This is a genomic window from Frigoribacterium sp. VKM Ac-1396, assembly GCF_015350895.1.
In the GTDB taxonomy this organism is placed as follows: domain Bacteria; phylum Actinomycetota; class Actinomycetes; order Actinomycetales; family Microbacteriaceae; genus Frigoribacterium.
Window position 1 is genome coordinate 1 of record NZ_JADKSD010000004.1, and the last position, 25,554, is coordinate 25,554.

General features: G+C 72.1%; 23 protein-coding genes and 1 tRNA gene. 10 read left to right on the forward strand and 14 right to left on the reverse strand.

Features of this window, described 5'->3' with window-relative positions:
* Nucleotides 1-175: 175 nt before the first annotated feature.
* The 3 genes from gltX (at nt 176) to ITJ55_RS14695 (ending at nt 2,724) form a co-directional block, all read left to right on the forward strand.
* Nucleotides 176-1,666 carry a glutamate--tRNA ligase gene (gene gltX / locus ITJ55_RS14685; protein ID WP_194596077.1) on the forward strand — a complete coding sequence of 497 codons (1,491 nt, stop codon included), beginning with the start codon at nt 176-178 and terminating at the stop codon, nt 1,664-1,666.
* Nucleotides 1,663-2,598 carry an NAD(P)/FAD-dependent oxidoreductase gene (locus tag ITJ55_RS14690; protein WP_194596078.1) on the forward strand — a complete coding sequence of 312 codons (936 nt, stop codon included), beginning with the start codon at nt 1,663-1,665 and terminating at the stop codon, nt 2,596-2,598. Before gltX ends, ITJ55_RS14690 begins: the two co-directional genes overlap by 4 nt.
* Nucleotides 2,599-2,652: 54 nt before the next feature.
* Nucleotides 2,653-2,724 (forward strand) — tRNA-Gln (locus tag ITJ55_RS14695).
* A 561-nt stretch (nt 2,725-3,285) separates the two neighbouring features.
* Here the strand turns inward: ITJ55_RS14695 and purL are convergent.
* The 4 genes from purL to ITJ55_RS14715 form a co-directional block, all read right to left on the reverse strand.
* Entirely contained in the window at nt 3,286-5,601 is a 2,316-nt protein-coding gene (gene purL, locus ITJ55_RS14700) for a phosphoribosylformylglycinamidine synthase subunit PurL (RefSeq protein ID WP_194596255.1), read from the reverse strand.
* A 35-nt stretch (nt 5,602-5,636) separates the two neighbouring features.
* Entirely contained in the window at nt 5,637-6,332 is a 696-nt protein-coding gene (gene purQ, locus ITJ55_RS14705; protein WP_194596079.1) for a phosphoribosylformylglycinamidine synthase subunit PurQ, read from the reverse strand.
* A complete protein-coding gene (purS, locus tag ITJ55_RS14710) occupies nt 6,332-6,598 on the reverse strand; it encodes a phosphoribosylformylglycinamidine synthase subunit PurS (protein ID WP_056260949.1) in 267 nt (88 codons plus the stop codon). The genes purQ and purS overlap by 1 nt, the downstream gene beginning before the upstream one ends.
* 284 nt (nt 6,599-6,882) lie before the next feature.
* On the reverse strand, nt 6,883-8,259 hold the full coding sequence (locus ITJ55_RS14715; protein WP_194596080.1) for an acyltransferase: 1,377 nt from the start codon (nt 8,257-8,259) through the stop codon (nt 6,883-6,885).
* Nucleotides 8,260-8,390: 131 nt separating this feature from the next.
* On the opposite strand from ITJ55_RS14715, the gene ITJ55_RS14720 reads away from it, so the two are divergent.
* Nucleotides 8,391-8,903 carry a Fur family transcriptional regulator gene (locus tag ITJ55_RS14720; protein ID WP_194596081.1) on the forward strand — a complete coding sequence of 171 codons (513 nt, stop codon included), beginning with the start codon at nt 8,391-8,393 and terminating at the stop codon, nt 8,901-8,903.
* A 73-nt stretch (nt 8,904-8,976) separates the two neighbouring features.
* On the forward strand, nt 8,977-10,479 hold the full coding sequence (locus tag ITJ55_RS14725; protein ID WP_194596082.1) for a catalase: 1,503 nt from the start codon (nt 8,977-8,979) through the stop codon (nt 10,477-10,479).
* A 127-nt stretch (nt 10,480-10,606) separates the two neighbouring features.
* On the opposite strand, the gene ITJ55_RS14730 is transcribed toward ITJ55_RS14725, so the two are convergent.
* The 4 genes from ITJ55_RS14730 to purD form a co-directional block, all read right to left on the reverse strand.
* A complete protein-coding gene (locus ITJ55_RS14730; RefSeq protein WP_194596083.1) occupies nt 10,607-11,182 on the reverse strand; it encodes a GNAT family N-acetyltransferase in 576 nt (191 codons plus the stop codon).
* 108 nt (nt 11,183-11,290) lie between these two features.
* Nucleotides 11,291-12,136: a VOC family protein gene (locus tag ITJ55_RS14735; protein WP_194596256.1), complete on the reverse strand. Its 846-nt coding sequence runs from the start codon at nt 12,134-12,136 to the stop codon at nt 11,291-11,293.
* A 436-nt stretch (nt 12,137-12,572) separates the two neighbouring features.
* Nucleotides 12,573-13,574: a phosphoribosylaminoimidazolesuccinocarboxamide synthase gene (locus ITJ55_RS14740; protein ID WP_194596084.1), complete on the reverse strand. Its 1,002-nt coding sequence runs from the start codon at nt 13,572-13,574 to the stop codon at nt 12,573-12,575.
* Entirely contained in the window at nt 13,571-14,839 is a 1,269-nt protein-coding gene (gene purD, locus ITJ55_RS14745) for a phosphoribosylamine--glycine ligase (RefSeq protein ID WP_194596085.1), read from the reverse strand. The genes ITJ55_RS14740 and purD overlap by 4 nt, the downstream gene beginning before the upstream one ends.
* A 167-nt stretch (nt 14,840-15,006) precedes the next feature.
* On the opposite strand from purD, the gene ITJ55_RS14750 reads away from it, so the two are divergent.
* The gene (locus ITJ55_RS14750; protein WP_194596086.1) at nt 15,007-15,387 is read left to right on the forward strand and encodes a sterol carrier family protein; all 381 of its coding nucleotides are present in this window, start codon (nt 15,007-15,009) and stop codon (nt 15,385-15,387) included.
* Nucleotides 15,388-15,479: 92 nt separating this feature from the next.
* Nucleotides 15,480-15,893 carry a hypothetical protein gene (locus tag ITJ55_RS14755; protein ID WP_194596087.1) on the forward strand — a complete coding sequence of 138 codons (414 nt, stop codon included), beginning with the start codon at nt 15,480-15,482 and terminating at the stop codon, nt 15,891-15,893.
* A gap of 165 nt (nt 15,894-16,058) precedes the next feature.
* Here ITJ55_RS14755 and ITJ55_RS14760 read toward each other — a convergent pair whose 3' ends face one another.
* The 3 genes from ITJ55_RS14760 to purF all read right to left on the reverse strand — a co-directional run bounded on the left by ITJ55_RS14760 (nt 16,059) and on the right by purF (nt 20,008).
* Entirely contained in the window at nt 16,059-17,633 is a 1,575-nt protein-coding gene (locus ITJ55_RS14760) for a transporter (protein ID WP_194596088.1), read from the reverse strand.
* Nucleotides 17,615-18,415: an ABC transporter ATP-binding protein gene (locus tag ITJ55_RS14765; protein ID WP_194596089.1), complete on the reverse strand. Its 801-nt coding sequence runs from the start codon at nt 18,413-18,415 to the stop codon at nt 17,615-17,617. Before ITJ55_RS14765 ends, ITJ55_RS14760 begins: the two co-directional genes overlap by 19 nt.
* A gap of 132 nt (nt 18,416-18,547) precedes the next feature.
* Complete coding sequence (gene purF, locus ITJ55_RS14770) at nt 18,548-20,008, reverse strand: amidophosphoribosyltransferase (protein ID WP_194596090.1); 1,461 nt, start codon at nt 20,006-20,008, stop codon at nt 18,548-18,550.
* Between the two features lie 71 nt (nt 20,009-20,079).
* On the opposite strand from purF, the gene purM reads away from it, so the two are divergent.
* Both purM and ITJ55_RS14780 read left to right on the forward strand, forming a co-directional pair.
* Entirely contained in the window at nt 20,080-21,204 is a 1,125-nt protein-coding gene (gene purM, locus ITJ55_RS14775; protein WP_194596091.1) for a phosphoribosylformylglycinamidine cyclo-ligase, read from the forward strand.
* A 155-nt stretch (nt 21,205-21,359) separates the two neighbouring features.
* The gene (locus ITJ55_RS14780; protein WP_194596092.1) at nt 21,360-21,581 is read left to right on the forward strand and encodes a hypothetical protein; all 222 of its coding nucleotides are present in this window, start codon (nt 21,360-21,362) and stop codon (nt 21,579-21,581) included.
* Nucleotides 21,582-21,708: 127 nt separating this feature from the next.
* On the opposite strand, the gene ITJ55_RS14785 is transcribed toward ITJ55_RS14780, so the two are convergent.
* Both ITJ55_RS14785 and ITJ55_RS14790 read right to left on the reverse strand, forming a co-directional pair.
* Nucleotides 21,709-22,095, reverse strand: a complete 387-nt coding sequence (locus tag ITJ55_RS14785) for a VOC family protein (protein WP_194596093.1) — start codon at nt 22,093-22,095, stop codon at nt 21,709-21,711.
* A 13-nt stretch (nt 22,096-22,108) separates the two neighbouring features.
* Complete coding sequence (locus tag ITJ55_RS14790; protein WP_056227242.1) at nt 22,109-22,306, reverse strand: DUF3073 domain-containing protein; 198 nt, start codon at nt 22,304-22,306, stop codon at nt 22,109-22,111.
* Nucleotides 22,307-22,446: 140 nt separating this feature from the next.
* Here ITJ55_RS14790 and ITJ55_RS14795 point away from each other — a divergent pair, with 140 nt between their 5' ends.
* The gene (locus ITJ55_RS14795) at nt 22,447-23,565 is read left to right on the forward strand and encodes an NAD(P)-binding domain-containing protein (RefSeq protein WP_194596257.1); all 1,119 of its coding nucleotides are present in this window, start codon (nt 22,447-22,449) and stop codon (nt 23,563-23,565) included.
* A 19-nt stretch (nt 23,566-23,584) separates the two neighbouring features.
* Here the strand turns inward: ITJ55_RS14795 and ITJ55_RS14800 are convergent, their stop codons facing one another.
* Nucleotides 23,585-25,540 (reverse strand): glycogen debranching N-terminal domain-containing protein, encoded by a 1,956-nt coding sequence (locus ITJ55_RS14800; protein ID WP_194596094.1) that lies wholly within the window; start codon nt 25,538-25,540, stop codon nt 23,585-23,587.
* Nucleotides 25,541-25,554 lie beyond the last annotated feature (14 nt).

Sequence of the window (25,554 nt, forward strand, 5' to 3'; positions counted from 1 at the left end):
CTAAGACTCTCAGCGCCGATGGTACTGCAAGGGGGACCTTGTGGGAGAGTAGGACACCGCCGGACTCCTTTTAGTGCGAAGAGCACATGCAACACCAGAAAGGCCCCTTCTTCGGAAGGGGCCTTTCTGCGTTTAACGCTGATCAGACCTTGCTGCCCCGGTAAGATCGTCCTCGATGTCTGCTCCCTTCTCGACCGCCACCGGCACCGATGTGCGCGTGCGGTTCTGCCCCTCGCCCACCGGTACGCCGCACGTCGGCCTCATCCGAACCGCCCTCTTCAACTGGGCGTACGCCCGGCACACCGGCGGCAAGCTCGTGTTCCGCATCGAAGACACCGACGCAGCTCGTGACAGCGAGGAGAGCTACGAGCAGATCCTCGACGGGTTGCGGTGGCTCCACATCGATTGGGACGAGGGCGTCGACGCCGGCGGTCCGCACGGCCCGTATCGTCAGTCGCAGCGTCACGACATCTACCGCGGTGTCATCGATCAGTTGCTCGAGCGGGGCCTGCTGTACGAGAGCTTCGCCACGGGTGAAGAGATCGAGGCGCGCAACGTCGCCAATGGTCGGGACCCGAAGCAGGGATACGACAACTTCGAACGCGATCTGACCGACGAGCAGCGTGCCGCCTACCGCGCCGAGGGTCGCCAGCCGGCACTGCGCCTCCGGGTGCCCGACCGCGACCTCAGCTTCGACGACCTCGTGCGGGGTGAGATCACCTTCCCGGCCGGGTCGTTCAGCGACTTCGTCGTCGTGCGCCCCAACGGTGTCCCCTTGTACACGTTCGTGAACCCTCTCGACGATGCACTGATGGGCATCACGCACGTCCTCCGTGGCGAGGACCTCCTGTCGTCGACGCCTCGTCAGATCGCCCTCTACGAGGCCCTCGTCGAGCTCGGCATCACCTCGTTCGTCCCGCGCTTCGGGCACCTGCCCTACGTGATGGGTGACGGCAACAAGAAGCTGTCGAAACGTGACCCCGAGTCGAACCTCTTCCACCACCGCGACCGGGGCTTCATCCCCGAGGGGCTCGTCAACTACCTCGCTCTGCTGGGGTGGTCCCTCACGCACGATCGTGACGTGTTCTCGATCGACGAGATGGTGGCCGCCTTCGACGTGGTGGACGTCAACCCCAACCCTGCGCGGTTCGACGTCAAGAAGGCGGAGTCCATCAACGGGGACCACATTCGTCTGCTCGCGGTGGGCGACTTCACCGAGCGGCTCCTGCCCTACCTCGACGGCATCGTCAGTGCTCCTCCGACGGCGGACGAGCGCGCCGTGCTGGCCCAGGCGGCTCCGCTCGTGCAAGAACGCATGACGTTGCTGTCCGAGGCTCGCGGCATGCTCGGGTTCCTGTTCGTCGCCGACGACGACCTGGTCTACGAAGACGACGCGCTGGGCACGCTGGGTGAGCGGTCCTCTGAGGTGCTGCGCGCCTCCTCGGCTGCGCTCGAGGGCGTGACCGACTGGACGCACGAGCCGATCCAGGCCGCCCTGAAGGCGGCGCTGGTCGACGAGCTGGGGCTCAAGCCCCGGGTCGCGTACGGACCGCTGCGCGTCGCCCTGTCGGGGCGTCGCGTCAGCCCGCCGCTGTTCGAGTCGATGGAGATCCTCGGCCGCGAGTCGACGCTCCGCCGACTGACCGCCCTCGCCGAACGCTCATGACCGAGCGCTACGACGTCGCCGTCATCGGCGGAGGGCCCGCCGGGCTGAGCGCCGCGCTCAACCTCGTGCGTGCCCGACGTCGCGTGTTGCTGATCGACAGCAACCGGCCGCGCAACTCGGCCACCCTGCTGTCGCACGGGTACCTGACGCGTGACGGCATCTCGCCGCTCGAGCTGCGCAAGCTCGGGCGTGACGAGTTCCTCGGCTATGGGGGTGCCGAGCACCGACAGACGCTCGCGACGAGCGTGCAGCCCGTCGAGGGCGGTTTCGAGGTGTCGTGCGAGTTCCGCGGCCAGCAGTCGTCGGCGGTGGCCGACGTGGTGCTCGTCACGACGGGCCTGGCCGAGACGCTGCCCGACATCGCTCAGCTGCGAGCGTTCTACGGCACCTACATCCACAGCTGCATCGAGTGCGACGGGTACGACAAGCGCGACCAGCCGCTCGCCCTCATCGGAGAACACCCCGACCTCGTCGAGCGTGCCCTGTTGCTGTCGCAGTGGACCGACGACCTCATCGTCTTCACGCACGGCGCCGACGTCGTGAGCTCGGCCGACGAGGCCGCCCTGGCCGCCCGGGGGGTCACGGTCGACCGTCGCCGCGTCACCAGCATCGACGGCGACCGCGACGGCATGCGCGGCGTCGTGCTCGAGGACGGCACGACCGTGCCGCGGGCCGGCGGTTTCGTCCGGCCCGAATGGTCCGCGGCGCTCGGATACGTCGCTGCCACCGGAGCCGACCTCGACGACGACGGACTGCTCGTGGTTGACGGCCACGGGCGCACCTCGGTGCCCGGCCTCTATGCCGCCGGCGAGAGCACCGCACCCGGGCCGCAGCAACTGATCGTCGCCGCCGGTGACGGCGCCCGCGTCGCCGCCGTCATCAACCGCGACCTCATCGGTGGCCTCGAACACCTGGCGGATGCTGTACAGTAGACGTCGGTCCAGATGATGGGCAGACACTGATGTTGACCTGACGGTCGTCATCATTGGGGTATGGTGTAATTGGCAACACGACTGATTCTGGTTCAGTTGTTCTTGGTTCGAGTCCAGGTACCCCAGCAATTTGGTTCCCCCTGACCTTGCGGTCCGGGGGAATTGCTGTTCGTGCTGGTTTGGCCGCCTCCGGCGGCGCGTTCGGCTTCGCCGAACGGGGGGCCGAGCTTCGCCGGCAGGGCCGAGTTGCGCCGGCACGCGGGGCCGGGTTTCGCCGGCACGCTGGGCCGAGCTTCGCCGGCATGCGGGGCCGGGTTTCGCCGGGGCTGGGCCGAGCTGCGCCGGCCAGGGGGCGGGGCTGGCCGGGGCGGGGCGCGCGTCGCGTTCGCTTGGGGGGCGCGGGGGACGGCAGGCCGTCCTCGGGACGTTGCAGGCGCCTCCTGCGTGGCGGTCTGTCGGATCGGCTGCTGCGGCGCTGCTGCAGGTCGGACTCGGCACCGCGTGGGAGCCGTGCCGGTCGCTGTCGTCCCGTCGGGCGGCTGGCGTGGCGCGACGGGGTGGACCGGCGACGTCGGACCGTCGGCAGGGGAACCGGCCGCAGACGAAGACGGGCGAGTCCGCGGGGCTCGGTCGTCTGGTGACGATCGGTTCCGACGGACTCGCCCGGATCGGGGAGGCGCGGGGGGCCTATTCGCCGATCGTGGCTCCGAAGCGAGCCGGCAGGGTGCCGCGGTGGGTGCTGCGCAGCTCGTCGATCGACACGGTGAAGACGTCTTGCACCTCGAGCGAACCGGACTCGGCGTCGGTGACGCCGATGCGGGCCACGGGGTACCCGCGTCCCTCGCACAGGCCGCGGAAGCGCACGTCGTCCTCACGGGGGACCGAGACGATCACGCGACCGGTCGACTCGCTGAACAGTGCCGTCGCCACGTCGATGCCGTCGCGTTCGAGCACCTCGCCGAGCCAGACGCGGGCGCCGACGCCGAAGCGCAGGACCGCCTCGGCGAGAGCCTGCGCCAGGCCGCCGTCGCTCAGGTCGTGCGCCGCCGCGATGAGCGATTGGTCGCCGCCCGCGTGCAGCAGCTGTGCCAGCCGGGCCTCGGCCGCGAGGTCGACCGCCGGCGGACGACCGCCGAGGTGGTCGTGCACGACGCCGGCCCAGGCCGAGCCGTCGAGCTCGAGCGCGGTCGTGCCGAGCAGGTAGATGTTGTCGCCCTCGTCCTGCCAGCCCGAAGGGATGCGCTTGGCGACGTCGTCGATCACGCCGAGCACGCCCACCACGGGCGTGGGGTGGATCGGCTTCGTGCCCGTCTGGTTGTAGAACGAGACGTTGCCGCCGGTGACCGGGATCTCGAGCTCGAGACAGCCGTCGGCGAGGCCCTCGACGGCCTGCGAGAACTGCCACATGACCTCGGGGTCCTCCGGGCTGCCGAAGTTCAGGCAGTCGGTGACCGCGGCCGGCACGGCACCGGTGACGGCGACGTTGCGGTAGGCCTCGGCCAGCGCCAGGCGAGCGCCCTGCTTGGGGTCGAGCTGGCAGTAGCGCCCGTTGGCGTCGGTCGCGATCGCGAAGCCGAGCCCGCTCTCTTCGTCGACGCGGATCATGCCGCCGTCGTCGGGGAAGCTCAGTGCCGTGTTGCCGAGCACGTAGGTGTCGTACTGGTTCGTCACCCAGCTCTTGTCGGCCAGGTTCGGCGACCCGAGCAGCTCGAGGAACTGCTCGCGCAGCACGGCGTTGCCCGTGGGGCGGGGCAGCGACGACGCACCGTCGGCCTGCAGGGCGTCGATCCAGCTCGGGTAGGCGACGGGGCGCTCGTACACCGGGCCGTCGACGGCGACCGTGCGGGGCTCGACGTTGACGATCTCTTCACCGTGCCAGTTGATGACCAGGCGGCCCGTGTCGGTGACCTCGCCGAGAACGCTCGTCTCGACGTCCCACTTGGCCACGACGGCGAGAAACGCGTCGAGCTTGTCGGGGCGCACGACGGCCATCATGCGCTCCTGGCTCTCGCTCATCAGGATCTCTTCGGCCGTGAGGGACGGGTCGCGCAGCAGGACGTTGTCGAGCTCGATGAACATGCCGCCGTCGCCGTTCGAGGCGAGCTCGGACGTCGCGCAGCTGATGCCGGCCGCACCGAGGTCTTGGATGCCCTCGACCAGCTCGTCGCGGAACAGCTCGAGGCAGCACTCGATGAGCACCTTCTCGGCGAACGGGTCGCCGACCTGGACGGCCGGGCGCTTGGTGGGCCCGCCGGACGAGAACGTGTCGGAGGCGAGGATCGACGCGCCGCCGATGCCGTCGCCCCCGGTGCGAGCACCGAAGAGGACGACCTTGTTGCCGACGCCGCGGGCGTTCGCCAGGTGCAGGTCTTCGTGGCGCAGCACGCCGACCGCCAACGCGTTGACCAGGGGGTTGCCCTGGTACACCGCGTCGAAGTAGGTCTCTCCGCCGATGTTGGGCAGGCCCAGGCAGTTGGCGTAGAAGCTGATGCCCCCGACGACTCCGTCGACCACGCGGGCGGTGTCGGCCGCGTCGATGTCGCCGAAGCGCAACTGGTCCATGACCGCCACGGGCCGCGCGCCCATCGAGATGATGTCGCGGACGATGCCGCCGACGCCGGTGGCGGCACCCTGGAACGGCTCGATGTAGCTGGGGTGGTTGTGCGACTCGACCTTGAAGGTGACGGCCCAACCGCCACCGACGTCGACGACGCCCGCGTTCTCGCCCATGCCGACCATGAGGTTCTTCTTCATGGCGGGGGAGACCTTCTGGCCGAACTGGCGCAGGTAGATCTTGCTCGACTTGTACGAGCAGTGCTCGCTCCACATCACGGAGTACATGGCGAGCTCGCCGCTCGTGGGGCGACGGCCGAGGATCTCGCGGATGGTCGCGTACTCGTCGGCCTTGAGGCCGAGTGCGCCGTAGGGCTGCTCGCGCTCGGGGGTCGCCGCGGCGTTCGCCACGGTGTCGGGCACGTGCCCCTCGGGGCGGACGTCGATCATCTCGGCGTCGTGCGGGGCGCGGTCGGTCTGGTCGGTCACTTGGCGAGGGCCCTCTCGAGAACGGACGTGAAGAAGGTCAGGCCGTCGACGCCGCTCGACATCGCGGCGGGGGTGTCGGGGCCGAAGCCCTCTTCGACGGCGTGCTCGGGGTGCGGCATGAGGCCGACGACGTTGCCCCGCGCGTTCGTGACGCCGGCGATGTCGTCCATCGAGCCGTTCGGGTTGACGCCGACGTAGCGGAATGCGACCTGCCCCTCGCCCTCGATGCGCTTGATGGTCTCGGCGTCGGCGATGAACCGGCCGTCGGCGTTCTTGAGGGGGATGGTGATCTCTTGCCCCTCGGTGAAGCCGTTCGTCCAGTCGGTGCGGGCGTTCTCGACGACGAGGCGCTGGTCGCGACGGATGAACTGCTGGTGCGCGTTGCGGGTGTGCGCACCCGGGATGAGACGGGCCTCGGCCAGCATCTGGAACCCGTTGCAGATGCCCAGCACGGGCATGCCCGCGTTCGCCGCGGCGACGACGTCGGCCATGATCGGCGAGAACGAGGCGATCGCGCCGGCGCGCAGGTAGTCGCCGTAGCTGAAACCGCCGGGCAGGATGATCGCCTCGACGCCCTTCAGGTCGTGGTCGCCGTGCCAGAGGGCGACGGGTTCGCCGCCCGCGAGTCGGACCGCGCGCTGCGCGTCACGGTCGTCGAGGGAGCCGGGGAAGGTGACGACGCCGACGCGCATCAGCGGGCGGCGGGAGCGTCGTCGGCGACGGTGATCGAGACGACGTCCTCGATGACCGAGTTCGAGAACATGTCGTCGGCGAGCTCGCGCACGTCGGCCAGGACGGCGTCGGTCACCTCGCCCTCGACGGTGACCTCGAAGCGCTTGCCGATGCGGACGTCGGTGAACGCCCCCTTGCCGAGACGGGACAGGGCGCCGGCGACGGCCTTGCCCTGGGGGTCGAGCAGTTCAGCCTTGGGCATGACCTCGACGACGATTGTGGGCACTGGTTTACTCCTGAAGAGGCGTCAACGGGTGGACGCGACGAGTCTACGGCAGCCGCGCGCGCCTCCTGGTGGTGCCCGTGACGACGGCGGCGGCCCGCGATCGCCGATCGTCAGCAGAATGCGAGGCTCTTGTCAGCCGGATCATGGGAACGCGTCGCAGAGTGATGGCAGCGGACAGGGCACGGGCCTCGTGATCGGGCCTCCTGTCTCGCTTCCGGTCGAAGGGTTCCTGATCCGCCCCGAGACCGCCGGACGCCCGGCCGATTCCCCCGTCGGCCGGGCGTCTACCCTGTCGTGGCCTCGTCGCTCAGCGAGACGGCACGGTCGGAGGCGGCGCGGCCGGAGGCGGCCCGTGTCGAGGCGAGGCCTGAGCTCGGCGCTTGGGAGCCAGGGCGCGACCGACCGAGCAACCAGACGGCCAGCGGCAGGCAGACGGCGCCGGCGATCGCGTTGCGCAGGTCGAGCCCCTGCTGCATGACGTCGAACGGCGGCGCGATCGCGAGGACGGCGGCGGCGCCGACCGACCACCAGGAGGCGCGGCGCCGGCCGGTGGGCAGCGCTCGCGGTGGCCGCTCGAGTCGCCCGGTCGCCAGCGAGACGAGGCAGGCCAGGCCGATGACCAGGGCCCAGACCGGGATGCGCGTCCACCACCACGAGGCCGTGGCCGGTTCGGGCAGCGGGCCGCCGAGGGCCAGGACCACGCCGCAGACGGCGATGAGCAGGGGCAGGTGCCAGAGGTAGACGGTCATGCCGCGGCTGCCGACGGCGAAGACGACGGCCCGCGCGGCTGCGGTGGACATCAGGCGCGAGAGGAGCGGGTGCACGAGCGAGAGCACGCAGACCTGGGCCACCCCGAGCACCATGAGCGGCACCGTCGGCGGGTTGAGGTTGCGCAGCATGTCGTCGGACCACGGGCCCGCCGTCGTCAGCGGGACGAGCGCGGCGTAGCCGAGGGCGGCCACGACGCCCAGCACGAGTCGCGGCGTCCGGGTGAACAGCCCGTCGGCGTACGCGAAGCCGAGCTGCTGCACGAAGAGCCAGACGAACGCCAGGTTGACGAGGCCGACCGAGGTGACGCCCGTGCCGAAGCGGACGGCGTCGACCGCCACGGAGCCGACGGCCAGCACGAGCAGCGTCGACCACGGGCGCCGGGCGTGCAACCGGGCCATGGCGGGCACGCACAGCTGGGTGATGCCGTACGCGGCGAGGAACCAGAACGGGGTGCCCACGCCGGTGGCGGCGACGTCGAGCACGGCGGGGTCGACGCCGACGGCGGTCGCCACGGCGAGGGCCAGGGCGAGCACGACGAACACGGCGCTCGCCGGGCGGGCCAGGCGGAGCAGGCGACCGCGGACGAAGTCGCCGGCGTCGTCGCCTCGGCGGCGCGCACCGGCCCACGCGGTCGCACTGGCGAACCCGCCGACGACGAAGAAGAGCGGCATGATCTGGCCGGCCCAGGTCGAGAGGGCGAACCACGACTGCTCTTGCAGCGGCTGGGTCGCCACGACGGCCCCCGAGTCGTCGACGGCGATGCCGACCATCATCACGTGGATCGCCACGACGAGCAGGACGCAGAAGACGCGGGCCAGGTCGACGACGAGGTCGCGCCCCGGCGGGACGACGGGGGTGGCTGACGACGGCGTCGTGGCGGTGGTGCTCATGTCGACGACGCTAGCGAAGCGTCGTCCGCTCGAAGGGGTTGTCCACAGGTCGGACGCCCGAAAACCCGAGAAGAGCCTCCGAGGACGACTCAATTGTTTTGATCGGATCAAAAGAGTGGTTCACTGGTCTCATGACCGATCCGACCGTCGACCCCCGCGAGGCCCTGCGCTCCGCCGGGCTGCGCGTGACCGAGCCCCGGCTCGCCGTCTTGCGCGCCCTCGAGCCGTCGCCGCACGCGGCCGCCGAGCAGGTCTTCGCCCGGGTCGCCCTCGACCTGCCCGGCACGTCGGTGCAGGCGGTCTACGGTGTGCTGAACGCCCTGACCGGGGCCGGGCTGGTCCGCCGCATCGAGCCCGCGGGTTCGGCCGCGCTCTACGAACTGCGCACGGGCGACAACCACCACCACGTGGTCTGCGGGGTGTGCGGGTCGGTCGCCGACGTCGACTGCGTCGTCGGCCACGCGCCGTGCCTGACCCCGTCGCACGACTCGGGGTACCTCGTGCAGACCGCCGAGGTGACCTTCTGGGGGTTGTGCCCGGCCTGTCGAGCGGCCGAGGCCGACGGGGCGGACGGCGACGAGCCGACCCGCGCCTCCTCGGGCGGTCGTCGCGGCGCCCCGACCCCGGCCGTCCCGACGGCCTGACCGCCCCGCCTCCCCGCCGAGTTCCGGCGCCCCTGAACCCACACGACGACGAACCACGAACGAAAGAGGACACATGACCGACGCGAAGAAGATCACCACCACCGACAACGGCGCCCCCGCCGCCAGCGACGAGCACTCGCAGTCGGTCGGCGCCGACGGCCCGATCGTCCTGCACGACCACAAGCTGGTCGAGAAGCTCGCCAACTTCAACCGCGAGAAGGTGCCCGAGCGCATCGTCCACGCCAAGGGCGGCGGAGCCTTCGGCTCGTTCGTCACCACGGGCGACGTCTCGCGGTACACCCGCGCCGCGCTCTTCCAGCCCGGCGTCGAGACCGAGATGCTCGCACGCTTCTCGACCGTCGCCGGCGAGCAGGGCAGCCCCGACACCTGGCGCGACCCCCGCGGTTTCTCGCTGAAGTTCTACACGACCGAGGGCAACTACGACCTCGTCGGCAACAACACCCCCGTCTTCTTCATCCGCGACGGCATCAAGTTCCCCGACTTCATCCACTCGCAGAAGCGCCTGCCGGGCTCGCACTTGCGCGACCACGACATGCAGTGGGACTTCTGGACGCTCTCGCCCGAGTCGGCCCACCAGGTCACCTGGCTGATGGGCGACCGGGGCCTGCCCGCATCGTGGCGCACCATGGACGGCTTCGGCTCGCACACCTACCAGTGGATCAACGCCGAGGGTCAGCGCTCGTGGGTCAAGTACCACTTCAAGAGCGACCAGGGCAACGAGATCCTCACGCAGGACGACGCCGACCGCATCGCCGGTGAGGACGCCGACTTCCACATCCGCGACCTGTCCGAGGCGATCGAGCGCGGCGACTTCCCGACCTGGACGCTGTCGGTGCAGGTCATGCCCTACGAGGACGCCGCCGGCTACCGCTTCAACCCGTTCGACCTGACGAAGGTGTGGCCGCACAGCGACTACCCGTTGATCGAGGTCGGCAAGATGACGCTGGACCGCAACCCCGAGAACTACTTCGCGCAGATCGAGCAGGCCGCCTTCGCGCCGTCGAACTTCGTGCCCGGCATCGCGGCCAGCCCCGACAAGATGCTGCTCGCGCGCATCTTCAGCTACGCCGACGCGCACCGCTACCGCGTGGGCGTCAACCACCAGCAGCTGCCGGTGAACATGCCCAAGACCGAGGTGCACTCGTACTCGAAGGACGGCGCCGCGCGTTACCACTTCAGCGAGGCGACGGCTCCGGTCTACGCGCCCAACTCGGTGGGCGGCCCCGCGGCCGACCCGCAGGCCGCGGGCGACACCGGCGGGTGGGAGGCCGACGGCGAGCTCGTCCGCTCGGCGGCGACCCTGCACCCGGAGGACGACGACTTCGGCCAGGCCGGCACGCTCGTCCGCGAGGTCATGGACGACGCCCAGCGCGACCGCCTCGTGCAGAACATCGTCGGCCACGTCTCGAAGGTGACCCAGCCGGCGCTGCGCGAGCGCGTCTACCAGTACTGGACGAACGTCGACGCGACGCTCGGCCAGCGGGTCCGCGCGGGCGTCGAGCCCGAGGCTCCCGGCTCGAACGAGGACCCGATCGAGGTCGGCGTCCCGGCGTAGTCCACCACCGCGTCAGACCCGAGGAGGCGCGGTTCCCGTTCGACGGGAGCCGCGCCTCCTCGGCGTCTCGGCCCGTCGCGCGGCCGGGCGGGTTCGTCACGCCCGGTTCGGCCGTGCCGCGGCACCGTCAGACCATCTGGCCGTTCCAGTGCAGCTCGCCGGTCGGCCAGTCGGCGAGGGTGCGCGAGCCCTCGCGCAGCAGCCAGCCGTGGTCCTGGGTCACGAGGACGCCGGCTCCGTCGGCGCTGAACGCCGTGTAGTGCGCCGTGAGGCCGTCGAGCGGCAGCCAGCCGCCGCGTCGGTAGAACCCCTGGACGTCGTCACCGGTCTCGAGCAGGCCGAACCCGCTGTCGAGCGAGCTCAACGCCGCGTCGACCCGTCGCAGCAGCTCGCCGCCGACGCCCGTGCCCTGCAGCGTCGGCGAGACGGCGACCATGCCGACCGCCGTGACCAACAGGTCGGTGTCGCCGACCGTGACGAACTGACGCCGGAGGCCGGCGTGGGCGACGACGACGTCACCCTGGCGGGCCACGACGCGCAGCTCGGGTTGCATGCCGGCCCAGCTGCGGGCCCCGGCGTACCAGTGGTCGTAGCTCGGGAACGACCGGGCGAGCATGGCGGCGACCGCCTCGTGGTCGTCGAGGGTCAGGTCGCCCTCACGGTGGGTCGAGAAGACGGGAGGGGCGGCATCGGAGTCGGACATGGACCCACCGTATCGACGGGTGCCGCGTCGGCGACCGGCGCGCTGGAGCCCACGAAGACGCGCCAGCGGCTTCGCGACGCCAGCGCCGAGGGAGCGGGCGACCGAGGGTCACCTCGCCTGCGGTCGGACCGTCACCTCGAGCTGGTTGCTCCAGGGGTCGTCGAACCCCAGAACGCGGCCGTCGTCCCGGGTGGCGACGCCGTGGTGGCCGAGGCGCTCGCCGAGGGCGCCGAGGTCGTCTGCCGTGGGCACCTCGATGCGCACGAGGCCGAGCCCCAGGGCGAGCTGGCGGCGTCCCGCGCCGGCGCTCGTCCAGGTGTTCATCGCCATGTGGTGGTGGTAGCCGCCGGCGCTGACGAACAGCGCCTGCGGCCCGAACCGCGTGGTCGTCTCGAAGCCCAACTGCTCGACGTAGAACCGGTGGGCCGACTCGACGTCGCCCACGCTCAGGTGCACGTGGCCGACCGTGGCGGGACGCGACGCGGAGCCGGCCAGCGCCTCCTCGGTGACGTTCTGCTGCACGAACGCGGCGGGGTCGAGGGCGAGCGTCGCCATGTCGACCTGCCCGTGGGTCCACGACCACTCGCTGCGCTGACGGTCCCAGTAGAGCTCGATGCCGTTGCCCTCGGGGTCGGTGAAGTAGAAGGCCTTGCTGACGAGGTGGTCGGCGCTGCCGGTGAACGTGCCGGGGTGGCGGGTCGCCACGCTGTAGACGGCGGCGGCGAGGTCGGCCTCGGTCTCGAACAGGATCGCGGTGTGGAAGAGTCCGGCCTCTCGCGGCCCGGCGTGCCTCAGCTCGGGGGCGTGCTCGAGGATCACGATCGGGGTCGCGCCGCGTCCGAGGACGACCAGCCCCGCCGCCTGGTCGACGACCAGCACGGTCAACGTGACCGCGTCACGGTAGTAGGCGGTCATGGCGTCGAGGTCGGCGACCCGGAGGGTGACGGCTCCCATGCCCGTGTCGGCGGCGAGCAGGTCGGTCGCACGTGCGCTCGCGCTCGCGGCCGGGGCCTGGGCCGGGGCCGGGGCCTGGCGGCCGGTCGAGGGCGAGGTCGCAGGGGACGAGGAGGCGCGGGTCGCGTCGGTCGCGGAGGTGTCGGTCATGGTGCCCTCGGTCTGGTCTGGTCTGGTCTGGTCTGGTCGGGTCGCGTGGACGCCCGGTCGGTGACGTGTCATCGAAATGAACTGACCGGCCGTGTCGGGCATTCCCGAACGGCACCGCGCCGCGGTTCGTGCAGCGCACCGGGTCTCGACACGGTGCGCTGCACGAACCGCGGTGCGATGCCCCGGGCGGGGCGCGGGCGCCGGGCGCGAGCGCGAGCGCGGGCGCGGGGCGCGAGCGTGGGCGCGGGGCATGGGCGCGAGCCCCGGGCGGGGCGCGGGCGCCGGGTCAGCGGCCGGTGAGGCGCTCGATCAGTTCGCGGTAGCGGGCGGCCGTGCGGGCGACGACCTCGTCGGGCAGGGCGGGGGGCTCGCCCGTGCCGTCCCAGTTCGCCGAGAGCCAGTCGCGGACGATCTGCTTGTCGAAGCTCTGCGTGCGGTCGCCCGCGGCGTCGACCTCGGCGTCCCAGTAGCGACTGCTGTCGCTCGTCAGCACCTCGTCGCCCAGCGTGATCTCGCCCGTGGTGCGGTCGGCGCCGAACTCGAACTTCGTGTCGGCGAGGATCACCCCGCGGGCCTCGGCCACGTCGGCCGCCAGCCGGTAGATCTCGAGCGAGCGGTCGCGCAGTGCGGCCGCGGTCTCGGCACCGACCAGCTCGACGGTGCGCTCGAACGAGACGTTCTCGTCGTGCTCGCCGAGCGGCGCCTTGTAGGCGGGGGTGTAGATCGGCTCGGGCAGGCGGTCGCCGTCCGACAGCCCGGCGGGCAACGCGATGCCGCAGACGGTGCCGTGCTCGCGATACTCGGCCCAGCCGCTGCCGACCAGGTAGCCGCGCACGACGCACTCGACCGGGAACATGTCGAGCGGCTTCACGAGCATCGCTCGGTCGCGGACCTGCGTCGGCAACGCCACGGAGGCGGTGGTCGGGTCGACGAGGTGGTTCGGCACGGTCGTCAGCTGGGCGAACCACCACAGGCTGAGCTGCGTGAGCAGGGCGCCCTTGCCGGGGATGCCGGGCTCGAGCACCTGGTCGAACGCGCTGACCCGGTCGCTCGCGACGACGAGCACGTGCTCGGTGTCGTCGAGGGTCGCGGCGTCGCCGACCGAGCCGGCCACGGGCGCGGGGACGTAGAGGTCGCGGACCTTGCCCGAGTAGACGGGAGTCCAGCCGGCGAGGTCGGGGGGAGTGCCGGGGGTGACGGGCGGGGCCTGGTGACCCGCGCCTCCTGCGGTGGGGTCGGCGGAGGGCGTCGAGGCGGCTGCGGGCACGGAGCCGTCGGCGGCGCTCATCGGGCGACCCGCTCGGCGATGTCGTGACGGTACTGGCCGCCCTCGAGTTCGATGCGCTGGAGAGCGTCGTAGACGCGGCCCCGGGCCTCGGTGAAGTCGGAGCCCTGCGCCACGACGCTGAGCACGCGTCCACCGGTGGCGATCAGCCGGTCGTCGAGTCGGGCGGTCGCGGCGTGGGCGACGTGGACGCCGGCGACGGCCGTCGCGTCGTCGAGCCCGTGCAGGGCACGACCGCTGACCGCGCCCTCGGGGTAGCCCTCGCTCGCGAGGACCACCGTGACCGCCACGTCGGACGAGAACCGCGGCGACTCGTGGTTGCCGAGCGACCCGGTCGAGGCAGCGAGCAGCAGGCCGCTGAGCGGAGTGAGCAGCCGGGGCAGCACGACCTGCGTCTCGGGGTCGCCGAAGCGCGCGTTGAACTCGATGACGCGGACGCCCTGCTCGGTGAGGATCAGCCCTGCGTAGAGCAGCCCGATGAACGGGGTGCCCTCGGACTCGAGCTGACGCACCGTCGGGGTGGCGATGGTGTCGAGCACCTCGTCGACGAAGTCCTTCTCGCTGCCGAACCGGTCGGCCAGCCAGGGCAGCGGCGAGTACGCGCCCATGCCGCCGGTGTTCGGGCCCGCGTCGCCGTCGAGCAGGCGCTTGTAGTCCTGCGCGGGGCTGAGGGGCACCACGGTGTGGCCGTCGCTGACGAAGAACAGCGAGACCTCGGGGCCCTCGAGGAACTCCTCGACCAGCACGGGCCCGTGCTGCAGCCAGTACGTGCTGTGCTCGATCGCCGCGTCGCGGTCGTCGGTGACCAGCACGCCCTTGCCTGCCGCGAGCCCGTCGGCCTTGACGACGTAGGGCGAGCCGAGGTCGTCGAGCACGGCCACGGCCTCGTCGAGGGTGCCGACGCGCGTGGCACGGCCGGTCGGCACGCCCGCCGCGTCCATGATGCGCTTCGCGAAGGTCTTGCTGCCCTCGAGCGCCGCGGCCTTCTTGCCCGGCCCGAAGACCGGGATGCCCCGCGTGCGCAGGGCGTCGGCGACACCGGCGACGAGCGGCGCCTCGGGGCCGACGACGACCAGCTCGACGTCGTTCTCGAGGGCGTACTCGGTGACGACGGCACCGTTCGACGGGTCGAGGTGCACGATGCCGACCTGGTCGGCGATGCCCGCGTTGCCGGGCGCCGCGACGATCTCGTGGCCGGCGTCTTCGCGCAGCAGGGCGGTGATGATGGCGTGCTCGCGAGCACCGGAACCGAGGACGAGGATTCGCACGGGCGACAGCCTACCGAGCGTCGGCTGCGGTGCCGAGTCCGGGCGGCGGAGGCGCGGGCGCGGTGCGAGGCCCGGAGGCGCGGTGCGGGACGCGGGTGCGGGCGGGGGGCGAGGGCGGGACGAGGAGGCGCGGGTGCGGTGCGCGGAGGCGCGGGTAGCGTGGGCGCATGGCCAGGGCGCGGATCGACGACACGGTGGGATCGGCGGCGGTGGGCGAGGTGCGGGCGGCGCTCGCCGAGGGTGGGGCCGCGGCACGACCCGTGACCGCCACGGCCGTTCGCTGGCTGTTGCAGGTGCTCGCCGACGGCGAACCCGGGGCCACCGTGGAGGTGCGGGTGCCGCCGTTCGGCGCCGTCCAGTTCCGTGAGGGGCTCAGCCACACCCGCGGCACGCCGCCCAACGTCGTCGAGACCGACGCCGCGACCTTCGTGCGGCTCGCGACCGGCGACCTCAGCTGGCAGGAGGCGCGGGCCGGGGCGCTCGTGTCGGCCTCCGGCAGCCGGGCGGACCTGACCGGCTACGTGCCGATCGCCTGGCAGCGGGGCTGACCCGCGCCTCCTGGACTCGAGCGGGGCGGCTGCCCTGCTCGACGTCGAGACGGGCGGCGGCGGCGTCGGCCCGGCTCTGGGATGATGGGCGGGTGACCGACGCACCCGACGACCAGCAGCAGCCCGAGCCCGTCGTCGAGCCCGGTCGGACCGTCGGCGAGCCGGTCGTCGAACGCGACGAGGTCACCGTGCGCCGCGCGCCCAAGGTGCCGGTCTTCTTGATCATGGGCGCTGCCCTCGGTGTCGTCGTGTCGTTGGTCGTCACCTCGCTCTTCCCGTTCGACTCAGGCGAGGGCGTCGCGCAGACCTACGGGTACATCTCGCTCTGGGGCCTGACCATCGGCGGCACGGTCGGCTGCGTCGTGGCCATCGTCGCCGAGCGCGTCACGAGCCGCGGGGCGAAGCGGGTCCAGGTCGAGCGCGAGCGGCTCGAGGCTCCGGTCGACGAGCCCGAGGTTGAGGTCGATCGACCGTCGCTGACGGACGGTGACGCCGACCGTCGCTGACGCACGGGGACGCAGACCCACCGTCGCTGGCGGACGGGGACGCCGACCGACCGTCGCTGGCGGACCGTCACGGCGACCGACGCCGACGGACGTGGCGTCGACCGTGTCTCACGGACGTGACGTCGCCCCCGTCTGGCGGACGTGACGTCGACCGCCCCTACGAGGTCAGGCGCCTCGGGCCCGTCGCAGGCGGGTGAGCAGTTCGGGACCGCGGGCATCGAGCAGACGGCCACCGCGGCGGATGCCGACGAGCATGAACACGGCCCCGAGGACGACCCCGACCACGAGGGCGAGCAGCCCCAGCAGAACCGAACCCTGCACCAGCGCGACCACGGCGAGCACGAGCTCGGGCAGCGACAGCACGAAGACGATCGCCCACGACGCGTAGAGGCCGAGCGCCGAGGTGACGCTGGCGCCGGGCGGTGACTTGAAGGGGCTCTCGCCCGCCGCCGGCACGGGCATGAGGTACAGGGCCGAGGCGATGCTCGAGACCCCGAAGCCGGTCAGCAGCAGCCCGAGGCCGGCGCCGAGCAGTGCCGGGGCCGTGTCGAACCGCCCGATCACGGCGAGGGGGACGAGCGTGGCGACGACGACCGCCGGCACCGCGAAGAGCGAGAGCGTCAGGACGCGGCCCGCCCGGTCGGCCGCGCCCGCCAGCCCCGTGGACAGGTGGGCGGCGAAGGCCGTGCCGTCGTACGAGACGTCGGCCGCCAGGGTGATGGCGAGCAGCGCCGCCACCGCCGGGCCGATGGCGTAGAGCGGCCAGGTCGTGTCGAGCGAGAACGAGAGGAAGACGGCGAGGACCGGCATCAGGGGGACGACGATCAGCGAGCCGCCGTAGCGCGGGTCGCGCAGCCAGTAGACGGCTGCACGGGCGGCCACCGCGCCCGTCGGGGTCGCGGGGAAGCGCGCGAAGAGGCCGAGGCCCTTGGACGCCGCAGTGGCGGTGACGGCCGGGGGAGCGACGAGCGCCGTCGCCAACCCCCGTCGCCAGAGCAGCAGCAACACGCCCAGGGTGGCCAGCGCGATCAGGGCCTTGAGGGCGGCCTCGCCCGATCGGCCCAGCGCGACGTCGCCCGGGATGGACCACGCGGCACCGAGCGGGCTCCACGACAGGGCGTGGGCGACCCGGGGCAGGTCGTCGCCGATCGAGCTGAGCCCCTGGCCGACGAGCCCGATCAGGGGCCCGGCGAGGATGAGGGGCACGAAGATCGCCACGCTCATCAACTCGCGGTAACGACGCTTGGCGCCCAGTGCGCTGGTGGCCGTCTCGACCGCACGAGACGCCGCCACGCAGACGAAGACCCCGAGCACCCCGCAGAACGGGGCGAGCACGGCGGACAGGGGATGCTGCACCCAGCTGAACGTCGTCGCGAGGGCGGCGACGAGCGTGACGATGCCGGGGATGCCCAGCAGGCCGGTGACGAAGAGGGCGACGAGCAGCCGGTCGGCGGGCAGGGGGAACTGACGCAGCTTCGAGACGCTGAGGGTCTGGTCGTAGCCCCGGGCGATGAACGGCACGACGACCCAGCCGACGACGGCGAGCGAGCCGCCGAGCACGCCGGCCGTCCAGGCCCACCGCTCGGGCGCGAAGGCGAGGGCCACGAGCCCGGCGACGACGGCGGCGAGCACGCCGAGGCCGTAGAGCCCGCCCAGGACGGCGGCGACGATCTGCCAGGTGCTGCGTTTGAAGCCGTTCAGCAGCACCCGCCAGCGCAGGCTCAGGAGGTGCGCAACCACGACGGCCCCTCGTTGTGCTGACGCCCGCCGACCAGTTCGACGAAGCGGTCTTCGAGGGTCGAGCCGGCGCGCACGTCGTCGGTCGTGCCGGCGGCGAGCACCCGGCCGGCGGCGATGACGGCGACGTGGTCGCACATGCGCTGGACGAGGTCCATCGAGTGGCTCGACACGATGACCGTGCCGCCGTTCTGCGTGTAGCCGTGCAGGATGTCGCGGATGTTGGCGGCCGAGATCGGATCGACCGACTCGAACGGTTCGTCGAGGACGAGGAGGCGCGGGGCGTGGACGAGCGCGCAGGCGAGCGCGACCTTCTTGGTCATGCCCGCCGAGTAGTCGACCACGAGCGTGCCGCCCGCCGACCGGAGGTCGAGCAGGTCGAGCAGGTCTCCCACCCGCTGGGCCGTGGTCTCGCGGGTCATGCCGTTGAGCAGGCCGTGGTAGGTGACGAGCTGTTCGCCGGTGAGGCGGTCGAAGAGCGAGATGCCGTCGCTCAGCACGCCGACGAGCGACTTGGCGTGCGTCGGGTCGGACCAGACGTCGACGCCGAGCACCTCGATGCGCCCGGCGTCGGGACGCAGCAGCCCGGTGGCCATCGAGAGCGTCGTCGTCTTGCCGGCGCCGTTCGGACCCACGAGGCCGAAGAACGACCCCGAGGGCACGGTCAGGTCGATGCCGTCGACCGCGACCTTGTCGCCGAACGCCTTGCGGAGACCCGTGATCTGCAGGGCGGACGCCGGTGGCGTCGCGGTCGTTTCGGGGCGGGGCATGCCGACGTCGCTCATGGCCCCCAGCCTAGGGACGCCCACCGACGCCGCGCCTCCCCCGGCGGGTGGAAGCCCGGGCGAGGCGCGGGTGGCGGGCGGCTCGAGGCCGACGACGCGACGCAGGAGGCGCGGGTGACGTCGGGCGGACGCCTAGCTGAGCTGGTTGGCCTCGACCCAGGCGAGGTACTCGGGGCTGACGGTGCCCGTGACGTAATCGCCCGTGAAGCAGCTCATCTCGAGCTCGGTGACGTCGCTGCCCTCGGTGATGGCCGCCTGCATGTCGGCGACCTCTTGGTAGATGAGGTGGTCGGCGCCGAGCTCGCGGGCGATCTCGGGGATCTTGCGGTCGTGGGCGACGAGCTCGTGTCGCGACGGCATGTTGATGCCGTACACGTGGGGGAACCGCACCGGGGGAGCGGCCGAGGTGAAGGTCACCTTGTTCGCCCCGGCGGCCCGGGCCATCTCGACGATCTCGCGCGAGGTGGTGCCGCGGACGATCGAGTCGTCGACGATCAGGATGTTCTTGCCCTTGAACTCGCTCGACATGGCGTTCAGCTTCTGGCGCACCGAGCGCTTGCGCTCGGCCTGCCCCGGCATGATGAAGGTGCGACCGACGTAGCGGTTCTTGTAGAAGCCCTCGCGGTACTCGATGCCGAGCTTCTGCGCGACCTGCATGGCGGCGGGCCGTGACGAGTCGGGGATGGGCATGACGACGTCGATGTCGCCGATCGGCGAGTGCGCGGCGATCGTGTCGGCCAGCCGGTTGCCGAGGCGCAGGCGGGCGTCGTAGACCGAGATGCCGTTCATGATCGAGTCGGGGCGGGCCAGGTAGACGTACTCGAACGAGCAGGGGATCAGGCGCGGGCTGGCGTGGCACTGCTTCGAGACCATCTGCCCGTCGAGCGAGATGAAGACGGCCTCGCCGGGAGCGACGTCACGGACGATCTCGTAGCCGCCCGACTCGAGGACGAGCGACTCGGAGGCGGTGATCCATTCTTCGCGGACGCCGTCGGCCGCGAGACGGCGGCCGAGCACGAGCGGACGGATGCCGAACGGGTCGCGGAAGGCGAGGAGGCCGTGGCCGGCGATCATCGCGATGGCGGCGTACGAACCCTGCACGCGCTCGTGCACCCGGGCGACGGCCGCGAAGATCTGCTCGGGGTCGAGCTCGCTGCCGTTGACCTGCTCTTGCAGCTCGTGTGCGAGCACGTTGACCAGCAGCTCGGTGTCGCTGTTGGTGTTGAGGTGCCGCCGGTCGACGTGGAAGAGCTCACTGGTGAGCTCTCTCGTGTTCGTCAGGTTGCCGTTGTGGATCAGCACGATGCCGTAGGGCGCGTTCACGTAGAACGGCTGCGCCTCTTGCTCGTTGCTGGCCGCGCCCTTGGTGGCGTAGCGCACGTGGCCGAGCCCCATGTTGCCGAGCAGGGCGCGCATGTCGCGGGTGCGGAACCCCTCGCGGACCTGCCCCTTGGTCTTGTGCACGTGGAAGATGCCACCTTCGGCGGTGGCGATCCCGGTGCTGTCCTGCCCCCTGTGCTGCAACAGGAGGAGCGAGTCGTAGACGAGTTGATTTGCTGGCTCGTGCGCGACGAGACCGACGATGCCGCACATGCGGATCTGGCTCCAGACCGTAGAGTTGGGGTTACCGCGACAGTCTAGAGCGACACCGAACGGATGAACGAATGGCGACCTCCCCAGCCCACTCGACCAGCGCCTCCTACGCCGCCGCGGGGGTCGACACGGCCGCCGGCGACCGCGCGGTCGAGCTGATGAAGGCTGCCGTGGCCGCCACGCACGGCCCCGGCGTCGTCGGGGGCTTCGGTGGGTTCGCCGGGTTGTTCGACGTGTCGTTCCTCAAGGACTTCGAGCGGCCGCTGCTCGCCACCTCGACCGACGGCGTCGGCACCAAGGTGGCGATCGCCCAGGCGCTCGACAAGCACGACACCATCGGGCAGGACCTCGTGGGCATGGTGGTCGACGACATCGTCGTGGTGGGCGCGCGGCCGCTGATCATGACCGACTACATCGCGTGCGGCCGGGTCGTTCCGACCCGCATCGCCTCGATCGTCGAGGGCATCGCACGGGCCTGCAGCGAGACCGGCACGGCCCTCGTCGGCGGCGAGACGGCCGAGCACCCGGGCCTGCTCGGCCCCGACGACTACGACGTCGCGGGTGCCGCGGTGGGCGCGGTCGAGTCGGGGCGTCAGCTCGGCCCGCACCTCGTGGGCGACGGCGACGTCGTGCTCGCCCTGGCCTCGTCGGGCCTGCACTCGAACGGCTTCTCGCTCGTGCGGCACATCCTGGCCTCACGTGACCTCGGCTACGACGACGCCCTGCCCGAGTTCTCGGGCACCGTCGGCGAGGCCCTGCTCGAACCGACCCGGCTCTACACCTCGCCCCTGCTGCGGGTGCTCGACGACCCGGCGCTCGACGGCGCGGTCCACTCGCTCAGCCACGTCACCGGCGGCGGCATCGCGGCCAACCTGGCCCGCGTGCTGCCCCGCGGCTCGTGGACCGAGGTCGACCGCTCGACCTGGTCGCCGCTGCCCGTGTTCCGCGTGCTGAGCGACCTGGCCGGCTCGACACTCGAGTCGAGCGAGGGCACCTGGAACCTCGGCATCGGCATGATCGCCGTCGTCAGGGCGTCGCAGGCCGCCGCCGTGACCTCGGCCCTCGAGGCCGACGGCATCGCGACCTGGCCCGTCGGCACCGTCTCGACCGGGCGACGCGACCTGGCCGGCTTCGAGCAGGGTGCCAAGGGAGTCGACGGAGGCGCGGTGCGACTCGTCGGGGACTACTCGAGCTGACGTCGGGTCGCGTCCGAGCTCGTGGCAGTGGTCGGGCGCCGCGGGGCACCCGCGCGTGCTGGATGGCGTCAGCGCGCTCGCGGACGTACGATGGGCTGACGCCCGTGCCGGGCGCACTGACGACGACGTCAGGACGGACGACGAAGGAGTCGACCATGACCACCACCCGCATCCCCCTCTCGCCCATGTCCCGCGCGGCCGTCGCTGCTCCGCGGAGCGCCCGGGTCAGCCGCGTCCCCGCCGAGCCGGCTCCGCTCCGCTCCGAGTCGTCGCCCGTGACCGGCGGCCGCAAGGTCGCCGCTCTCACCGCCGGCGGCATGTTCCTGCTGCTGGTCGTGGGGCTGCTGCCCGCGGTCGCGACGCTCGTCGGGCGCTGACCCGCGCCTCCTGACCGGTCATCGCACCGGTCGGGCCCGCGACACGACGACGGCCCCTCGAGATCGAGGGGCCGTCGTCGTGTCGGTCACGCGCCGCGGCGGGTGAGGGGGCACGGATCGTGCGGGGTCACAGGACGCAGAACTCGTTGCCCTCGGGGTCGGCGAGCACGACCCACGAGACGTCGGCGTCGTCTTGTCCGACCTGGGCACGGACCGCGCCGAGCGACTCGAGACGCTCGACCTCGGCCGTCTGCGTCGCCTCGCGGCTCTCGCCGTCGACCGGGGTGGGGCGGAAATCGAGGTGCAGCCGGTTCTTGAGCGTCTTGGCCTCGGGGACGTGCACGAAAAGGAGCCCCGGCAGCGTGTCGGGCGTCGACCGGATCTCGGGTTCGTCGTCGTCGGACGAGACCACGACCCAACCGAGTGCGTCGGCCCACCACCGGGCGAGCCCTGCGGGGTCGCTCGAATCGACGACGACCTGCTCCCACACGAGCGACGAGGACGAAGAGGACATCAGCCGTCGGGCCTCAGGCGCTCTTGTTCTGGTCGTGCTCGGTGTCGTATTCGTCGTCGAAGTCGTCGGCCCACTTGTCGACGTATTCGTCGCCGGAGTCGTTCTTCGTCGCCAACTCTTTTTCGAGTGCACCGTAGTTGGTGTCAGGGCTGAAGTACTTCAGCTCTCTGGCGACCTTGGTGTGCTTGGCTTTTTGACGGCCGCGCCCCATGCGTGACCCCCTCTGAACTCGGCCCGGAAACGGTGTCGGACGACCCGGGAACTGCCGACGGATGACTGTTGCAAAACTGGACCGATCTTATCATGTACCCCTATCCCCGGCTGCCGCCCGGGACGGGCATGATGGTCGGGATGACTTCTGGGGGCGACGGCGAGCGGACGCGGGTCGTCGTGGTCGGTGCAGGGCAGGCCGGACTGTCGGTCTCGTGGTACCTGCGGCGCCTGGGGCTCGAGGTCGGGCGGGACCTCGTCGTGCTCGACCGGGGACCCGGGACGGGAGGCGCGTGGCAGCACCGCTGGGAGAGCCTGCGGTTGGGTGCCGCCCACCGCGTCCACGACCTGCCCGGCATGGCCGGGCTCGGGCTGGGCTTCGACTCGGCCGACCGGTCGGCCCCGGCCCGCGACGTCGTCGCCGAGCAGTACGCCCGGTACGAGGCGGCACTCGAGCTCGACGTGCGACGCCCGGTCGAGGTGACCGGGGTGACCGGGCTGGGTGACGGGTTCGCGGTGCGGTGGGCGGGGCGCGCCTCCTCGGGGTCGGTGCGGGCCGAGGTCGTCGTGAACGCGACCGGCACCTGGGGGGCGCCGTTCGTGCCCTGGTACCCGGGGCGCGACACGTTCGCGGGGAGGCAGCTGCACACCTCGGACTACCGGGCCGCGTCCGAACTCGAGGGGCTCGACGTGGTCGTGGTGGGCGGTGGCACGAGCGCGATCGGCTTCGTGCTCGAACTCGACGGCGTCGCGGCCTCGACCACGTGGGTGACGCGTCGACCGGTCGACTGGCTCGACCAGGGCGAGCTCGACGTCGAGTCGGCCGTCGCGGCGGTCGCCGCACAGGACCGCGCGGCCCGCGCCGGGCAGGCGCTGCCGAGCATCGTGAGCGGCACCGGGGTGCCCCGCACCCGACGGTTCGTCTCGGGCATCGAGCGCGGCCTGCTGGTCGAACGACCGATGTTCTCGGCGATCGAGCGGGACGGCGTGCGCTGGGCTGACGGCACGTTCGCCCACGCCGACGCGATCGTGTGGGCCACCGGGTTCCGGCCCGAGCTGCGACACCTGGCTCCGCTCGGGCTGCGGTCGGCCGACGGAGGGGTGAGCGTCGAAGGCGGCGCGTCGACGCTCGACCCGCGGCTGTTCTTCGCCGGCTACGGGCCGCAGGCCTCCACCATCGGGGCAAACCGTGCCGGGCGCGCCATCGCCCGACAGGTCGTCGCGCGGCTGTCGGAGAGCGACGCCGAACGCCGGGGGTGAGGGCGGCGCCCGGCCCGGGTCACGGGCGGCGGGGCGGGTGGACGTCGTGCGTGGCCGACCAGACGGCGACGGCGGCCGCGGCGGACCAGGCCTGGGGGCGGCACGAGGCGGGGTACGGCACGGGCGACGGCACCTCGCGGGACGAGTCGCCCGAGTGCAGCTCGGGCATGCGGTGGTCGAAGGCCGGCGCCGCGGACAGCAGCCCCTCGGCGAGCCGGGCCGCCTCGGCGGGGAACCCCGCTCGGGCGAGACCCTGGATCGCGATGGCCGTGTCGTGGGTCCAGACGCTGCCCCCGTGGTAGCTCAGGGGCCAGTAGCCGGCGCTGTCGGTGGACATCGTGCGCAGGCCGAAGCCGCTGGACAGCTCGGGTGAGACGAGGCGGCGGGCGACCAGCGCCTCCTCGTCGGGGTCGAGCAGTCCGGTGCCGAGCAGGTGCCCGAGGTTGCTCGTGACCGTGTCGACCGGCCGCTTGGCCGCGTCGAGGGCGATCGCCGGGTAGGCGCCCGCCGCGTCGTCGACCCAGAAGGAGGCGCGGAACCGGTCGCGCAGGCGCCCCGCCCAGTCGCGCCACGCGTCGCCGCCCGCCCGACCGAAGGCGTCGAGCAGGTCGGCCCCGTGCACGGCCGCCTCGTACGCGTAGGCCTGCACCTCGCAGAGCGCGATCGGCCCCTCGGCGAGGGTGCCGTCGCGCCACTGGACGCTGTCGCCGGAGTCCTTCCAGCCCTGGTTCGCCAGGCCGTGCCCGGTCTCGTCGACGTACTCGAGCAGCAGGTCGCCGTCGCTGTCGCCCGAGTCGCGCATCCAGGCCAGGGCTGCCTCGAGGTGCGGCAGCAGCGCCTCGACCTCGGCGGCCGGCAGGCCCCAGCGCCACGCGTCGTGCAGCAGGCAGACCCAGAGTGCCGTCGCGTCGACGGTGCCGTAGTAGAGCGGGGGCAGGCTGACGTCCTCACCGGGGATCGTCAACGTCTGCTGGCGCAGCTCGTGCATGATCTTGCCGGGTTGCTCGGCCGTCTCGGGCACGTGCCGCGTGCCCTGCAGGCCGGCCAGAACCCGCAGCGTGCCGGCCGCGACCGTCAGGTCGAGGGGCAGGGTGAATCGGGCGGCCCAGAGCGAGTCCCGACCGAATAGCGTGAAGAACCAGGGCGCCCCGGCGGCGTAGAAGACGTCGTCGGGCGACGTCGTCGTGGTCAGGCGGAGCGCCGCCAGGTCGTCGCGGGCCCGGTCGACCCAGCGGGCGAGCCGGTCGTCGCGCGGTGCCGGGTCGAGGTCGGCCCAGTGCAGCGGCGTGCGCACGCCCCGGACCACGGCGTCGGGGGCGGTCGCGACGAGGTCGAGTCCGACCGTCACGGAACCCCGGGCGGGCACGACGGCGACCCACTCGACGACGAGACCGGCGGGGGTCGCCCGCACCGCGCCTCCTCGGGTCTCGAGGTCGACGAGCACGCCCTCGGCCCGCCAGGAGGCGCGGGTGCCGTCGACCGCGAGCGTCACGTCACGCACGGGCTCACCCGCGATGCCGGCCTTGACGTGGTCCATGGCGGAGGCGTCCGGCCGGAGGGTGGCCGCGACGGTGACCGTGAGCTCACGGCCCAGCCGGGACGTGACCGTGTGGCGTTCGTGGACGCCCGTCGTCGTGACGTCGCGGAGCGAGCTCAGGCGGACGTCGGGGTCGGCTCCGGCGTCGTCGAGGCCGCGCAACAGCGACTCGAACCGGACGGCCGAGGCGCCGAGGGGCACGGTGGCGACGTGCTCGGGCACGAGGCCGTCGACCGTGATGCCGTGCCCGGCGACGAAGCGCACGTCGCCGAGGTAGACGCCGTGGATCGTCGCCGCCCCCATCGAGCCGTCGGCGGCCGACCAGGCCTGGGCCGGAGCCCGCAGGACGACCGTCTCGGCGGCGAGGAAGGGCTGGAGGCCGGGGGCCGGGGTCGACCGCTCGGCGTGGTCGGAGTCAAGGGGGGATGTCTGGGTCATCGGGGGCTCCTGGG